General features: G+C 36.9%; 11 protein-coding genes. 10 read left to right on the top strand and 1 reads right to left on the bottom strand.

Annotation, left to right across the window (positions count from 1 at the left end; all coding sequences use genetic code 11):
* Window positions 1-34: 34 nt before the first annotated feature.
* Both IW492_RS15600 and IW492_RS15595 read left to right on the top strand, forming a co-directional pair.
* On the top strand, window positions 35-730 hold the full coding sequence (locus IW492_RS15600) for an ATP-binding cassette domain-containing protein (RefSeq protein WP_202068779.1): 696 nt from the start codon (window positions 35-37) through the stop codon (window positions 728-730).
* Complete coding sequence (locus IW492_RS15595) at window positions 731-1,867, top strand: hypothetical protein (RefSeq protein ID WP_202068778.1); 1,137 nt, start codon at window positions 731-733, stop codon at window positions 1,865-1,867. It abuts the gene before it with no gap.
* A gap of 1,144 nt (window positions 1,868-3,011) precedes the next feature.
* Here the strand turns inward: IW492_RS15595 and IW492_RS15590 are convergent.
* Window positions 3,012-3,410, bottom strand: coding sequence for a VOC family protein (locus IW492_RS15590; protein ID WP_202068777.1), 399 nt, complete (start codon window positions 3,408-3,410; stop codon window positions 3,012-3,014).
* A gap of 487 nt (window positions 3,411-3,897) precedes the next feature.
* On the opposite strand from IW492_RS15590, the gene IW492_RS15585 reads away from it, so the two are divergent.
* The 8 genes from IW492_RS15585 to IW492_RS15550 all read left to right on the top strand — a co-directional run bounded on the left by IW492_RS15585 (window position 3,898) and on the right by IW492_RS15550 (window position 15,153).
* Window positions 3,898-5,559, top strand: coding sequence for a MutS-related protein (locus IW492_RS15585; protein WP_202068775.1), 1,662 nt, complete (start codon window positions 3,898-3,900; stop codon window positions 5,557-5,559).
* Between the two features lie 88 nt (window positions 5,560-5,647).
* Window positions 5,648-5,794, top strand: a complete 147-nt coding sequence (locus tag IW492_RS15580; RefSeq protein WP_202068774.1) for a hypothetical protein — start codon at window positions 5,648-5,650, stop codon at window positions 5,792-5,794.
* A gap of 285 nt (window positions 5,795-6,079) precedes the next feature.
* Entirely contained in the window at window positions 6,080-6,691 is a 612-nt protein-coding gene (locus IW492_RS15575) for a MarR family winged helix-turn-helix transcriptional regulator (RefSeq protein WP_202068773.1), read from the top strand.
* A 1,079-nt stretch (window positions 6,692-7,770) separates the two neighbouring features.
* The gene (locus tag IW492_RS15570; RefSeq protein ID WP_229441914.1) at window positions 7,771-9,108 is read left to right on the top strand and encodes an FAD-dependent oxidoreductase; all 1,338 of its coding nucleotides are present in this window, start codon (window positions 7,771-7,773) and stop codon (window positions 9,106-9,108) included.
* Window positions 9,098-10,576: a helix-turn-helix domain-containing protein gene (locus IW492_RS15565; protein WP_202068772.1), complete on the top strand. Its 1,479-nt coding sequence runs from the start codon at window positions 9,098-9,100 to the stop codon at window positions 10,574-10,576. Before IW492_RS15570 ends, IW492_RS15565 begins: the two co-directional genes overlap by 11 nt.
* A 496-nt stretch (window positions 10,577-11,072) precedes the next feature.
* Complete coding sequence (gene glpK, locus IW492_RS15560; protein WP_202068771.1) at window positions 11,073-12,581, top strand: glycerol kinase GlpK; 1,509 nt, start codon at window positions 11,073-11,075, stop codon at window positions 12,579-12,581.
* Window positions 12,582-12,596: 15 nt separating this feature from the next.
* Window positions 12,597-14,468 carry a type 1 glycerol-3-phosphate oxidase gene (gene glpO / locus IW492_RS15555; protein ID WP_202068769.1) on the top strand — a complete coding sequence of 624 codons (1,872 nt, stop codon included), beginning with the start codon at window positions 12,597-12,599 and terminating at the stop codon, window positions 14,466-14,468.
* Window positions 14,434-15,153 carry an MIP/aquaporin family protein gene (locus tag IW492_RS15550; protein ID WP_202068767.1) on the top strand — a complete coding sequence of 240 codons (720 nt, stop codon included), beginning with the start codon at window positions 14,434-14,436 and terminating at the stop codon, window positions 15,151-15,153. Before glpO ends, IW492_RS15550 begins: the two co-directional genes overlap by 35 nt.
* Window positions 15,154-15,283: the final 130 nt, after the last annotated feature.

The raw sequence follows: 15,283 nt of genomic DNA, 5'->3' as shown, positions 1-15,283 counted from the left end.
TGAATGGAATTTCTAATTTTAAGGAGGAATAGTTTTGGAAGAATTAATAACAATTAGTAATCTTCATGTAAAGATAAAAAAAGAAATGATAATAAATAACTTATCTCTGAGTTTGAAAAAAAACTCCATAAATTGTGTTGTAGCTCCAAATGGAATGGGAAAGACAACTCTTTTTAAATCATTAGTTAATATTATTCCAATTGAATCAGGTGAAATAAAGATAAATTTGGAGACTTTGAAAAACAGGAGAAAGTTCAACAGAAATATATTTTTTTTAGAAACTTCGGATCAATTATTCTCTAACTTAACAGTCTATGAAAACATGTTGTTCATAGCAAAATTATGGGAATATAAATCTGATTTAGAAAATATTATTGATTTGGTCGGTGTAGAAAGTTATAAAAATAAAAAAATAAAGCATCTTTCTTTAGGCATGAAGCAAAAAGCTTTAATAGCTGTCGCTATTTCTAGTGGAGCGAGGTTCATTATTTTTGATGAACCAATAAATGGATTAGACATTGAAAATATCGAAAATATAGCTACTATTTTCTTAACTCTAAAGAGTGCAGGGAAAACTATATTATTGTCCTCTCATAACATTTTTGAAATAAGTAAACTATGTGACAATATTTACTTCTTAAATAATGGTGTTCTGAAAACAGCTCCTTTAGATTATGAATTGTTAAAAGAAGAATACAATGAATTATATGTAACTAAAAGGAGAGACTAAATGTTAAAATTTGAACTAATAAAAATATATAGAGAGAAAACAATATACATATTGTTTTCCATGTTGTTATTTGTTATATGTGTGCCATTATTTTTAGGGAATGCTCAATTTGATTATTTAAAATATTATGAAAACAACTACAATGCAAATTTAACAACTCTTGAAAATATAAAGAATGATCCTGCAGCAGCAGAAACAGTTGAGGATATAAAGGAAGTAAACGGCTATTTAAAAGAGCTTGTTGAATCCATGAAAAAAAAGGATACTAAGAACATATTAAAAAATGAACTCAATTTTGAAAAGAAAAATCTAGAAGATATGGAAGCAGGTAAACTGCATGCAGGTTCATTAATTGATAAAAAAATTACGGTTGCTATACTTGAATATCTAAAAAATAATGATATGGATAAAAAAAGTGACGATACAAAAAAATTAGAAGGAATACAGTATCTAAATCTGATAGTATCTACACCGCAATTAATGCTAATTATACTGATTTTAATTTGCTTCCATGTAGCTTATGTACTTAATTTAGACTACAGGAAAAATAATTTTATACTATATTGTATATCTCCTAACTCGTATTTAAAAACGTATTTTACCAAATTTTTAGCAAATATAATATCTAGTTTTGTTAACGTAACAGGATCATTTTTAATTATTCTGACTATTCTATCTATAAAAAATGGAATAGGAGCATTGAACTATCCTGTTCCAACTATACAAAATAATGCAGATATAAAGCTTATATCTACAGGGGAGTTTGTATTCAAAGCAGTACTTTTTCTATTTCTATTTTTGGTATTTATTAATTTATTCGGGTTGTTGTTATCAATCTTATCGGATAATTTAATACTAAACATATCTATTTTGATATTTCCGTTAATTTTTGGTCAATATGAAGTAATAAATGCTTTTGTAAGCGATAAGTTTAAACATTTTATCCTACTGAGTTACATTGATATAGCTCATATTCTATCAGGCGGAAGCAGCATGAAACCTCTTACTAGCCCAATGCTAACGTATGAGAACGGAATGATAGTATTGATAATAAATATTGTCGTATTTTTATTTGTCGCTATAGGCATTTTACTAATTCCTTCACAAAAATTAATGGTTAGAAAATTAATGAAATAAGTGGATTCACTAGAAAATGGAAGAGATTCGTCGCAAAATACTTGGGAGGAAATACCAGTCACAGCTAGTACGACAGGTAACGATCTCAAGGTCAATGAAAGGGGATAGGCTGTTGGGGGATTCCAACAGTCATAGACCGAGTAACCCAACAAGTGATTGCACAAGTACTAACTTCAATTTTTGAAATAAGGTTTCATCTAAACAGCTGTGGATGTATATTTGGAAACAATGGAAAACGCCCAAAAACAGACGAAAGAGTTTAATCAAACTGGGAATGGATAAAAATTAGGCTTATAGAATTAGCTATTCAAGAAAAGCAGCAGAAAGAATAGCCAATTCATGGGTGGTGTTGTGTACAACAATCACTAATTGTAGACTGGAACGCTTCGGTTTATTGCCAGTAGTCACACAGTATCAAAAAGTATATGTGATATAAAGTTGAACCACCGTATACGAGAGCCGTGTGTCAGACTGTTTAACAAATACTTCAATATAAAAAATCTACTTTCGATTTTACTCAATCATAGTTCCAAACGACATCAGAATAACAAAAAATAAAAGCTTCAGGATCATTGGGTTGCCAACAACCTTACGATTTCTGAAACTTTCTTTATATTTATCAATCGTTTGAAGTTGTAAACGAGACCAAGTAGAATTGTCTCTGAGTCAACAGAACTCAGTTCTTTAAGTAAACAGGAAAATGTCTGTATTACTTTTTTATCCCTGTACGGTTATATGGCTGCTGTCCAGGATTTTGTTTTAATACTCCACGATGCCATCTAAGATAAGCAAAGTCATTCAACGAGAGCATCGACAGCTCGAACTGGATTTTCACTATCAATGATTTCATCAAATGAGAATAACTGAAACCTTATTTGTTCTCTTGAGCAGCTTTGAACAGTGCTCATTTGAGTAAACTCCCCTAGTTATCCCAATTATAACATCAACGGAGTCACTTGCTAGATAGTCTGACGTGTGGCGATTTGTCGATTAATGATTAGCCTTCTATTCGATCGTTTTAAATGTAAAAGTACTTTGCAATTTTTAGAAGTATATTTTTTGGTGTCTGTACAATTAAAACAACGTAGGATAAAATGAATCATCCCACGTTGTTGTTCTTCTTGATACTAAAAGACAGTATTCATCACATCGCCATCCACGACGGCTCCAATGTATTTCCGTCTGGATCCTGTACTTCCAGTCCATACATTTGTTCTTCTGGAATGCCCATGTCTACTCGATAGAAATCACCGCCGTTTGCTTTTGCTGTTTCGCCAAATTTTTTCACAGCTTCTGCACTTTCTAAACTAAATGCAGTCAGAACACTGCTGGTAGTTTTTGTATCTGCAATTTTTTTACCATTGATAAACTTACTGTAAAAATCATGGTTAAGAAGCATAATCCAAAAATTATCATCCCAAACCATAGCACTCGCTTCTTCTGTTGAGAAATCTTTATTTTGTGTGAATCCCAATTTTTGATAGAATTCAGTGGAGCGTTGTACATCAGTTACAGGAAAATTCACAAAAACCATTGTTGCCATAAAAAACCTCCGCTTTTCATTTTGGGCAGTTCAAAATATATTCTAAAAAATGCTCTGAAAACCTAACAGCAATGCAGTTTTCATCTGCTTTGACACTTCATCCTCGTGTCAAAGAGCAGCTGTTATCTAAGGCAGTGAAACGAACAATTTACAGTGAGCATCATTAAGCTAAGCCTGTTGTTCTGACGCACTTTTTTACTGTACTTTTTTCTTCAGCACGATCGATGTTGAAGGCTAGCTGTCAAGTGCACTGATTATTCAGTACAGAGTTTTCATAGATTATTTTGAGTTACCTTTATTTTGTTTATTAGGAGAAAAGAATCTCATTATGGTACTTTTTTGTCAAGAATAAGGTTCTGAATGAATAAGGATAATTGCAAATATCATTTAATTATCAGTAAAATATGCTTTTTCGGCTATGTATAACCCGATTTCACGAAAATAATGAATAGTGGTACACTTAAAAGGAATTGAAAGGAATGGTTAAATGGATAAGCGTGTATTGTTAGGGATTGGCGCTATTCTGGCTGTTGTACTCTTGATTATAATGATCGAGCTTTTTTCACAGCATAAACTTAAACTGAGAATTAGATATCAGTGGGGGAAAAAGCCGGCTTGGAGCCGTTTGGATAATGAATACAGCCTAAAAGAAGCATGGCATTCTGCTCAAACCTATCAAAAAGCGGACAGCATAGTAGACGATATTACTTGGAATGATTTAGATATGTTGGAAGTCTTTGAAGCAGTTAATGCAACCTATTCCAGTGTGGGGTCAGAAGCATTGTATCAGCAGCTTAGAAGCTTTGAATTTAACAGTCAGTCGGCTGAAAAAATGGAACAGCTGATCACTTTTTATCAAAACAATCCTGAGATGCGTGAGAAAATACAATTTAAATTTGCGCAGCTGGGAAAGAAAGATAATAATTTTGTGAAACATTATTTATCAACAACAGAAGGGAAGGAATTGCCTCATTTTTATCTATATATGTTGTTAGGGCTGCTGCCCTTCACAGGTCTTCTCTTCTTGAGTTTTGGACAAGTTTTTGGTGCGGCTGTTTCACTTGGCAGTATCTGCTTTAATACTGTTTATTATTTAATCAAAAAGGAACGGATGGAAATGGAACTGAGCAGTCTCCGTTACTTTGTTCGTACACTTGGGATAGCCAAAGATTTAAGCAAGCTGGAAACACCCGTTCAAAAAAAGCTGAAAGAAAATCTCAGTCCGCTGAAAAAGATTTTGTTCGTTGGCTTCTCTTTTAGAGTAAAATCCAATTCCGAAGCTGAAATTATCTTTGACTATGTCAATATGGCTTTAATGCTGCCGTTTATTTCCTATAATTTTGTATTGAAGCGATTGGCCAGACATCGTTCAGAAGCAATAATGTTATGGGATATTCTTGGAAAAATGGAAATGGCATATGCTGTACTGAACTTCCGTTTATTTATGCCTGCAGTCTGTCAGCCTGAATTTGCCAGAGGAGGTATAACTGCGACGAACAATTACCATTCTTTATTATATGTCAATGCAGTTGCCAATCCTATTGATTGGGAGCATAATACGCTAGTTACCGGTTCTAATGCTTCTGGAAAATCAACGTATGTAAAAAGTATTGCAATTAACTGCATTTTAGCCCAGACAATACAAACTGTAACGGCAGACAGCTTTAAGATGGAGAGAGGACATGTTTTAACATCAATAGCGATTGAAGACAATATATTTGAAGGCGACAGCTATTTTGTAGCAGAAATCAAATCAATCAAACGAGTGTTGGATCAGGTTGAACATGGAGAACGTAATTACTGTTTCATTGATGAAATACTCAAAGGCACTAATACGATTGAACGGATTGCTGCTTCAGCCAGCATTATTAACTGGCTGAAGCAATACCCTTCTCTGGCCTTTGTGGCGACCCATGATATAGAGCTGACCGAAATCTTAAAGCATTCCTGTGAAAATGTACATTTTGAAGAACGTGTGGAAGAAGAGGGAATTACATTTGATTACGAATTAAAAGCAGGACCGGCAACAACACGAAATGCTTTGCAGCTGCTGCAGGTTATGAATTATCCTGATGAGATAGTAACAGCAGCCAAAGAAGAAGCTCAGTTTTTTGATGATTACAGGACCTGGAAGATTTTGAACAGCTGAATATTTCTAAAGAATTTGTGGTGAGTAAGAAAATGATTGAGCCTCTTCAAAACTTGAACGGGGAATGTTTATTTCGTAAGAGTTACCTTTGCTGCTAAGCTGGGTGAACCGTTATGATTTATCAAAAATGCCGGAAAGGATTCAATGTAGACTGCTATTATTCTGTCATGGAACGAAAGATGCAAAAATTGATTACGAAGATACAGATGATCTTGAAACCAATGGTTCCGGATAAGAGTACGCTGAAAATACTCAGTTTCTGATTGGTGAAGATGAAGGACATCTGGGTTAAGGAAATCTAATGAATCAGGTCACAGATGTTTTTGAAGAAGAATTACAAACAAAATAGAGTTTTCAAGTTACAAAGTGAGGCAAGTCTAAAAGGGCGGCCTCTTTTTATATTCTATTGAGTTAACCAAGTAAAAGTTTAAGAAAAAGATAAGGTACTTGTTTAATAAATCAGGTACCTGTATAATGATAGTTTGTAAGGTACCTTGATATTCGGATGGAGGAATGTATGATGAAAAATTTTTTTGATGATCAACTAATAAAAGACTATTTTAATTTCGAGAGAACGATGCATCAGTATTATACCTGGAAGCGAAGAGAAAAAGATGGGGATGGAATTTCAGTTAAAGAGCAGCGAAGACTGTTAAGCTTGTTGACGATACAGCCGCAAATGAATAAGAGAGAAGTTGGTTTTCTTCTTGGAATGCATCCAAAATGGCTGAATCAGCTTTTACAGCATTTGAGTGAAAAAGGCAAGGTTATAGTAGAGGTATCTAAAAAAGATTCAACAGCTGCTGAGATTACACTGACTGAAGCTGGGAGAAAAGAAGTTGCGAAAATGGATGAAGAAAAGAAAACATCCGTATTTGATATCTTGTCGGATGAAGAAAAAAGTCAGTTCCAATCAATAATCGGAAAAATTACAAGAGAACTTGATGAAGAGCTTCCGGAAGATGCGAAGAAGTTTTTTAAGCATAATGGATATGGTCGAAGAGGATTCGGAGGGAAAGGCAGAAAGGGCAGATTCCATCATTTTGATTGTCAACATGATGGCAGACCAAAAGAGCATCCTGTACACGGACCTGAGTTTGAAGGTTTTGGATTATTTGAAGATAGAGCTTGAAGAAAAGAAGCGAGTAAGCAGGATATTCAATTGAGCAATAATGTGTCAAGATAGCTGTAGTGCAGGATATGCGATTTACAGAGACTTGGAAATAATTACTACTTAACTGAAGAGCTCTGGCAAAGCAGCTCATTTCCTAATTTGTACAAAAAAGTCATGCGTCTTAGTTTTTATTTGCTCAGCTCTAAAATTTAGGATTGAAGGAGATTCAATTCAGCAGAAAACAAAAAATGGTATGAGTAGCTTGAGATCCACCCACACCATTCGCTTTTTCAAAGAGTAAGTAAACTTTATTACCTAATTTCATAGAAATATTCTACTGATGCTAGATATTTTCCTGAAAATTAGGTACAATAAAGATCGCTAGTACTTCGGTACTCGCAAAGGGCAACTTGGATAGATAGTGGCAGCTCTCTATTCAAGGCTTCATCGTCTGGTTGGCGCCAGGGGATGAAGTGCCTTTTTATTTTGTTGTTTAAAATGACCAGATCAGGTTACAGAAATCAGGATTAGGGTTGAGTATTTTCATTGGGTCGTGCTGGTGAAAACAGTTCCCGCCTGTCTGGCTTCATTCCCTGCTGCTGTAAAGAAACTCCTTCAATACAACTAGCAGGATAGAAAAAAACGGTATCAGAGCTGCTGCTCCAATACCGTCAATAGTTCACAACAAATATACATAGTTTCCGATACCTGAAATTTGGGAAAGGAGAAAAGTAAACTTCTAAAGAAAGATTTCAGGCAAAACAAAAAAACTAGTATGAAAAGCTGAAGACTACTGGCATTTGTATCGGCAGTGGCAGCTGTCTGTACAAGGCTTAAACTATCTGGTTGGCGCCAAATAGATAAGTGCCGTCTTTTATTTATATCAAGTTAAATATTTCTATCCTACGTCTTATAGTATACCTAAATAATTTGTCCTTCGCAATAAAAAAATAAAGGTTCGATTAATTTATTTGATAAATACAAATGAAAAAGAACAATTTGGAAGAAAAAACAGCTATTGTTGTTTCTTTCTTATAGTCCATTTCAGTCTGCTATGTTATCCTGATAGAAAGCGCTTTACTTTCTGGGAGGGATAATTGAAATTGAAAGTAGTTATTATAGGGGCTTCATTTGCTGGAATAGCTGCAGCCTTTGGAGTACGAAAAAAATTTAAAAGAGCAGATATATATATTATTGATCAGCAATCAGAAATAGGCTATTTACCCGGAGGGTTAAATTTATTTGCCTATCATCAAATCGCCAGTTTAAAGGAAGCACGATTTATTACTGAAAGTGAATTGCAAAAAGAGAATATTCAGTTGATGCTTCAATCAAAAGTGATTAAGCTGCATACGAAAAATTATGCTTTAACTTATATTAAAAAGGGACAGGAGTATTTATTTTCATATGACAAATTGATTCTGGCTACAGGGTCCAGTCAATGGTCAGAAAAGATATCCGGCAGCAGTTCTAAAAAAGTCCTAAAATACAAATTCTTTGAAGACAGTTGTCATTCTTTGCCAATGTTGGAAAGCAGCCGGAAAGTATCTATAATAGGCGGTGGTCAGATTGGTATTGAAGCAATCGACAGTCTGTTGAAAATGGGTAAAGAAGTTTGTGTGTTTGAAAGTATGGATTATCTGTTGTTCAAATATTTCGATAAAGAAATGATTCAGCCTGTTTACGAAGAGATGTTGAAAAGAGGTGTACTGTTTCATTTCAATGAGCCTATAGATAAAATTGAGAGCCTTGAAAATGGACTGAGCATACATACAAATAAGGAAGAATACTTCAGTGATGTTGCTGTTTTTGCAATGAACGTTCGCCCTGATTTATCCTATCTTGATTCTAAAATAAAAAGACACATCGATGGAACTGTTTTGGTTGATGAGTACCTGAGGACCTCTCAAAAGGATGTTTTTGCCGCAGGAGATTGTATTCAAATCGCTCATTCAGTGTTGGGGGAATCATTTTATATTCCACTGGTAAATAATGCCGTTCGAACAGGGCTGGCTGTTTCGCAGAATTTATTAGTTCCGACAGCGGAATTTATCGGCTCAATTCGAACCATTGGAACGCGAGCTGTTGGATATTATATAGCTAGTACAGGTTTGACCGAAGAAGAAAGTCTGTTTTATCCGCAAGAAGTAGGTTCTGTTCACATAAAACAAAGAAGCAGTCTTTTTTCAGGTGAAGAAATTTCAGGGAAGCTCATTTTTGAAAGAGCCACGCATAGATTATTAGGTGCACAGCTAGTTTCAAAGGACAATATTCTCGAAAAAATCAATACTTTGGCACTGAGTATTCAAGTCGGACAATGTTTGGAGGAAGTGTATCAGAAAGAATATTTTTTCCATCCGTTTTATTCAAGTCCTTTAGACATTACAAATCTATTGGGAATAAAAGGAGTATGGGAGGAGCAGAATGAGAGTTGAATCATTACTTGATAAAAAGAAAGCTCGGGAGATTCGGCTGTTAAAGAAAGTAGTGCTGGAAGGCGGGCAAATTTCGGATGCAGCATTAATCAAGTATCTCAATATTTCCAAGGCATCGCTGGAAAATGACTTAAAGGCATTGAATTGTGGACTGAAAGTTTATGGGAATGATTGTTGTCTTTTTTATGATGGGCAGCAGATCAAGGTAGAACTGGCAGCCCATTTTAGTATGGCACGTGTAATTAATGACTATCTTCAGCAGTCACTTAAATTTCAGTTGATTGATTATTTGTTTATTCACCGGGAGTTTACAATTATCCAGTTAACAAATAAATTTATGATAAGCGAGTCCTCTCTTTTTAGAAAGATAAGAGAACTGAATACTGTATTAAAAGAATTTGACATTCAAATAAAGAACGGTCATTTAAAAGGAGAAGAACTTCAAATCCGTTATTTTTATTTTCAAATTTACTGGTTCCTTACGCCATATGAAAAGCATTTAAAAGCAACTATAAACGCTCAGAATGAACGAATGATCAATTCACTTGAAAAACGGCTGACTATAACGCTGGGTCAGGATAGTCGATTGAAGCTCAGCCTTTGGCTGACAATCAGCAAGAGGAGGCTTACAGTACCTGGAAAAATTTATCGTTTATTAACAGAAAAATCATCCAGCTACGAAGCGGATCCGATGTTTCAACAGCTGCGCTCTTTTATTTTACGCTATTTCAGCCGTTACCCGCTTGAAATAGATAATGAAGAAAGTATGCTGCATTTTATCTTTTTAACGAGTATGTTTGTTCTTTCGGAAGAGGATATTGAAAGATACGGACAAATCAGAGGCAGACGGACACCGACTTCATTGGCGGATACATTCATGCTGGAACATGCGGTTCTCTATTATCGGCCTCAAAAATTTTTTCCGACACTTGAAAGAAAGATTTTTTACTATTTTTCTCAAATTCACAGCCGACTTTATTTTTTTAAAGGAGAATTGGAAATTTTTGACAAGGACAATATTTGGGAAAAAGAAGAAAAACTTTCAGGACACCATTTAATGAATTTTTCAAAAATATTACTGTCTGAAAGCTTGGATGTTTTAGGTTTATCTTATGAAGAGAACAACAGTCTTTATGAATGGTCGCTGGTAAAGTATGTGAGTTTGCTTGCAATTATTGATTTTGAGATGATGAGTGAGCTTCAAATTGGCATTGATTTGAAAATGGACCCATTATATCGTGACGCATTGACTCAGGTTTTAATCTTGAGCTTAAAAAATGTAAGCGGGGTAAGGATTGAGGAATACCGGATAAAAAAGAATTATGATTTAATTATTACTAACAGAATGGGGGGAGAAGCTTATCCATCCGGTCAGCACCTCTATGTTCTTTCAGAGCTGGGATCAGCCTATGATATTGAACAAATCAAGAAAAAAATCAGGCAGTTATATCAAAAAAGTAATAGCTAACTTGAGGTCTGGACAAAAGCGATCAGGTCCGAGAATTAAGAAGGAATATCCGAAAATTGTCAAGGAACACTATTCATAGAATAAATGGCTGAGAATTGATACACTGCGCTTCGATTACATCAACTTCCACATATGAAACATACGAGAGTTGACAGGCTTCACTAGGATTGCTTTAGCAGAGTAGATGACGCCTGTTACCTACTTGGTGAAGGACTCGGAGCTCCTCATATTTTCAGTATCGTTGGGCTTAATTCCGAAGGAGCTGCTCCTGCGGATACTCGTCGCAAAAAGAATTTTTGCTTTTGTACCGCCGTTTATTTGAGGTTAGATACGAAGAGCGTTTGGAACTTTATTCTGTCTCACTCTCATTTGAATCTGGGGGAATCAAAAACTATCAACAATTTTTAAAATTAAAAAAAATATGACACTTTTAATGGGGTGTTTTCTTTTATGATAGAAAAGGAAAGCGATTTCATTAAAAACAGGAGGAAGCAACATGACAGAGAAAAAATATATCATGGCAATTGATCAGGGAACAACAAGTTCGAGAGCAATTATTTTTGATAAGGCTGGCAATAAAGTCGGCAGTTCCCAAAAAGAGTTCACGCAGCATTTTCCTAAAGCCGGTTGGGTGGAGCACAATGCAAATGAAATATGGAATTCAGTACAGTCAGTTATTGCAGGGGCACTGATTGAATCCGAAGTCAAACCAACAGATATCGTTGGAATCGGAATTACCAATCAGCGCGAAACGACCGTTGTCTGGGATAAAGAGACAGGTTTGCCGATTTATAATGCGATAGTCTGGCAGTCACGGCAGTCTTCGCCGATTGCTGATCAGCTGAAACAAGCTGGACATGGAGAGATGATTCATAAGAAAACTGGTTTGATTATTGACGCATACTTCTCTGCCACAAAAGTCCGCTGGATTTTGGATCATGTTGACGGCGCACAGGAACGGGCTGAAAAAGGAGAATTACTGTTTGGAACAATTGATACCTGGCTGGTGTGGAAATTAACCGGTGGTGAAACCCATGTAACGGATTATTCAAATGCGAGCAGAACGATGCTTTTCAATATTCATGAACTGGATTGGGACCAGGATATATTGAAGCTGTTGAATATTCCAAAAGCGATGCTTCCAAAAGCTGTATCAAATTCAGAAGTGTATGGACTGACAAAGACCTATCATTTCTATGGAAGTGAGATTCCTATTTCAGGCATGGCAGGAGATCAGCAGGCTGCTTTATTCGGACAAATGGCATTTGAGCCGGGAATGGTTAAAAATACGTACGGTACAGGTTCCTTTATAGTAATGAATACCGGAGAAAAACCGCAGTTGTCAGATAATAATTTATTAACTACCATCGGCTATGGAATCAATGGAAAAGTTTATTACGCATTGGAAGGAAGTATTTTTGTTGCAGGTTCAGCAGTTCAGTGGTTAAGGGATGGTCTGAAAATGATTCAGACTGCAGCAGAATCTGAAGCTGCAGCAGAAGCTTCTTCTAACCGTAATGAGGTTTATGTAGTTCCGGCATTTACCGGTCTGGGTGCACCATATTGGGATTCTGATGCACGAGGGGCAGTCTTTGGCTTAACAAGAGGAACAACAAGGGAAGATTTTGTGAAAGCGACATTGCAGGCTGTGGCTTATCAGGTGAGAGATATCATTGATACGATGAAAAACGATACTGGCATTGATATACCTGTCTTAAAAGTAGATGGCGGCGCAGCTAATAACGATTTGCTTATGCAGTTTCAGGCGGATATTATGAATACTTCCGTTCAAAGGGCTCAAAATTTGGAAACAACTGCATTGGGTGCAGCGTTTCTTGCAGGACTTGCTGTAGGCTTCTGGAAAGATTTGGATGAGCTGAAATCTTTCCATGAAGAAGGGCAGGTTTTTGAAGTGAAAATGGCTGAAGAAGAACGTGAAGACTTATATGAAGGCTGGAAACAAGCTGTAAAAGCAACACAAATGTTCAAACATAAACCAAAATAGGAAGAAGGGTGCAGGATGTCATTTTCAGCAGCCAAGAGAAAACAATATATCGAGAAAATGAAAGAAGAAATCCTTGATTTACTGATTATCGGCGGTGGTATCACGGGAGCAGGTGTTGCTTTGCAGGCTAGTGCTTCCGGAATGAAAACGGGACTGATTGAGATGCAGGATTTTGCTGAAGGCACATCTTCAAGATCTACAAAACTGGTGCATGGCGGTATCCGTTATCTGAAAAATTTTGATGTTGAGGTTGTTGCTGATACAGTTCAGGAACGAGCGGTTGTTCAGGCAATTGCTCCCCATATTCCCAAGCCTGATCCAATGCTTCTGCCAATTTATGATGAACCAAAAGCAACCTTTAACATGTTTTCTGTAAAGGTGGCAATGGATCTTTATGATCGGTTGGCAGGTGTTCTTGGCACAAAATATGAGAACTATACATTGACAAAAGAAGAAGTGATTGAAAGAGAACCGCAGCTGAAAAAAGAAGGATTGCTTGGAGGCGGAGTTTATCTGGATTTTCGAAACAATGATGCCCGCCTGGTTATTGAAAATATCAAACGTGCAGCACAGGATGGCGGTTATCTGGCAAGCCGAGTTAAAGCAGTTGGTTTTTCTTTTGACGGTAATGGAAAGATTAGCGGTGTGAAGGCAGAAGATCTGCTGACGGGAGATCAATTTGAAATAAAGGCAAAAGTTGTAATTAATGCGTCCGGACCATGGGCTGATAACGTTCGGGGACTTGCTACTGAAATGGAAATCATTCCTCAGCTTCGTCCAACGAAAGGGGTCCACCTTGTCGTTGACAGCAGTCGACTCCATGTTCCGCAGCCGGCTTATTTTGATACCGGTAAAAATGACGGCAGAATGGTTTTTGTTGTTCCCAGAGAACAGAAAACGTATTTTGGCACAACAGATACAGACTATACCGGGGATTATGAGCGTCCGGAAGTAACTCAGGCGGATGTTGATTATCTATTGGAAGTGGTTAATTCACGCTATCCTGAGGCAAACCTAACGATCACGGACATTGAAGCCAGCTGGGCAGGCTTAAGACCTTTGATTTCAGGCAACAGCGGGTCAGATTATAATGGCGGGAATAATGGAAAGATTTCAGATGAGAGTTTTAACCAGTTAATCTCAATAGTCGAAAAGTTTCAAAAGAAGGAAATCGGACGATTGGAGGTAGAAAGTGCACTGAAACATCTGGAAGATTCATTATCAGAAAGTGAGAATAATCCGTCTGCTGTTTCCAGAGGCAGTTTGCTGGAACGATCCAAAGAGGGGCTGCTAACGTTATCAGGAGGAAAAATAACTGATTATAGAAAAATGGCTGAAGGAGCGATGAGAGAAATTCAGCGTATTCTAAAAGACGAATATGACAGCGGTTTCGAACTGATTGATTCTAAGAATTACCCTGTTTCAGGCGGAGAAATTTCACCGGAAAATGCTGAGGAAGAACTAAAACAGTTGGCAGATGAAGGTATAGCTAAAGGATTAAGTGAGGAAGAAGCTTTATACCTGGCTCATTTATATGGATCAAATGTCGCCTGGCTGTTTGACCGTATCGATGAAATAAAACCTGCTGAATACCTGACATTAGCAGAAACATTGAGCTTATACTATGCACTTGAAGAAGAAATGACACTGACACCGGAAGATTATCTGGTTCGCAGAACAAATCATCTTCTATTCATGAGAGATTCACTGGATCAGGTGAAAGAAGGGGTTGTTGCAGCGATGGCCGATTATTATCATTGGACAGGGGCAGAGACGAAAGAGTATCGGGAAAAATTGAATGAAACAATTGCTAAATCTGATTTGACTGAGCTGAAAGGCAGGGGACCTCAAAATGGATACATCCAACATGACACAACTATTCAGTGAATTTTTGGGAACACTTATTTTAGTACTTTTAGGTGACGGTGTATGTGCAGCCGTCAATTTGAAAAAAAGTAAAGCAGAAGCTTCAGGCTGGATTGTCATTGCTTTAGGCTGGGGAGCAGCTGTAACAATGGCTATTTATATTTCAGGATTTATGGGGCCGGCGCATTTGAATCCGGCAGTAACCATTGCAATGGCTGTGGTAGGGAATTTTGAATGGGGAGCGGTTATTCCATTTGCCATTGCTCAAGTGGCTGGTGCTTTGATTGGTGCAATTTTGGTTTGGCTGGCTTATCTTCCGCACTGGGAAGAGACAGAAGATAAAGGTGCTGTCTTAGGGACGTTTGCTACAGGTCCTGCAATTCGCAATTATCCGGCAAATGTAGTGACTGAAGCTATCGGTACAATTGTTCTGATCCTTGGGCTGCTTGCATTTTCTCAACACACATTCGCTGACGGAGTGAATCCATTTGTTGTTGGGATTCTAATCGTATCCATTGGACTTTCACTTGGAGGTCCTACAGGTTATGCTATTAACCCTGCAAGAGATTTGGGGCCGCGTATTGCTCATCAAATACTGCCGATTGCAGTAAAAGGAGAATCAGATTGGGGATACTCATGGGTACCCATTGTTGGTCCGATTATTGGAGCTGTGGTTGCTGGCGGAATCTGGATGGTTATGATCTAACCTGCATATAATCGAGCATAATGGTTGGAACAGAAGCTGTTTCTGTTCCAACCATTATTTGTTTTTACCGGAAAATGAGTTTGAAGATCTATGAATTGTTATGAGTAAAAGATTTAAAGTTGTTCAGCTT

The sequence above is a fragment of the Enterococcus sp. BWB1-3 genome, assembly GCF_016745275.1.
Taxonomy (GTDB): domain Bacteria; phylum Bacillota; class Bacilli; order Lactobacillales; family Enterococcaceae; genus Enterococcus_L.
Note: the sequence above shows the minus strand (reverse complement) of the source record. Positions and strands in the feature narration are given on the sequence as shown.

What these genes read in the sequence shown, in the direction of transcription:
- IW492_RS15595 (WP_202068778.1), top strand. Translation starts at nt 731, where the DNA reads ATGTTAAAATTTGAACTAATAAAAATATATAGAGAGAAAACAATATAC.
- IW492_RS15590 (WP_202068777.1), bottom strand. Translation starts at nt 3,410, where the DNA reads ATGGCAACAATGGTTTTTGTGAATTTTCCTGTAACTGATGTACAACGC.
- IW492_RS15585 (WP_202068775.1), top strand. Translation starts at nt 3,898, where the DNA reads ATGGATAAGCGTGTATTGTTAGGGATTGGCGCTATTCTGGCTGTTGTA.
- IW492_RS15575 (WP_202068773.1), top strand. Translation starts at nt 6,080, where the DNA reads ATGAAAAATTTTTTTGATGATCAACTAATAAAAGACTATTTTAATTTC.
- IW492_RS15565 (WP_202068772.1), top strand. Translation starts at nt 9,098, where the DNA reads ATGAGAGTTGAATCATTACTTGATAAAAAGAAAGCTCGGGAGATTCGG.
- glpK (WP_202068771.1), top strand. Translation starts at nt 11,073, where the DNA reads ATGACAGAGAAAAAATATATCATGGCAATTGATCAGGGAACAACAAGT.
- glpO (WP_202068769.1), top strand. Translation starts at nt 12,597, where the DNA reads ATGTCATTTTCAGCAGCCAAGAGAAAACAATATATCGAGAAAATGAAA.
- IW492_RS15550 (WP_202068767.1), top strand. Translation starts at nt 14,434, where the DNA reads ATGGATACATCCAACATGACACAACTATTCAGTGAATTTTTGGGAACA.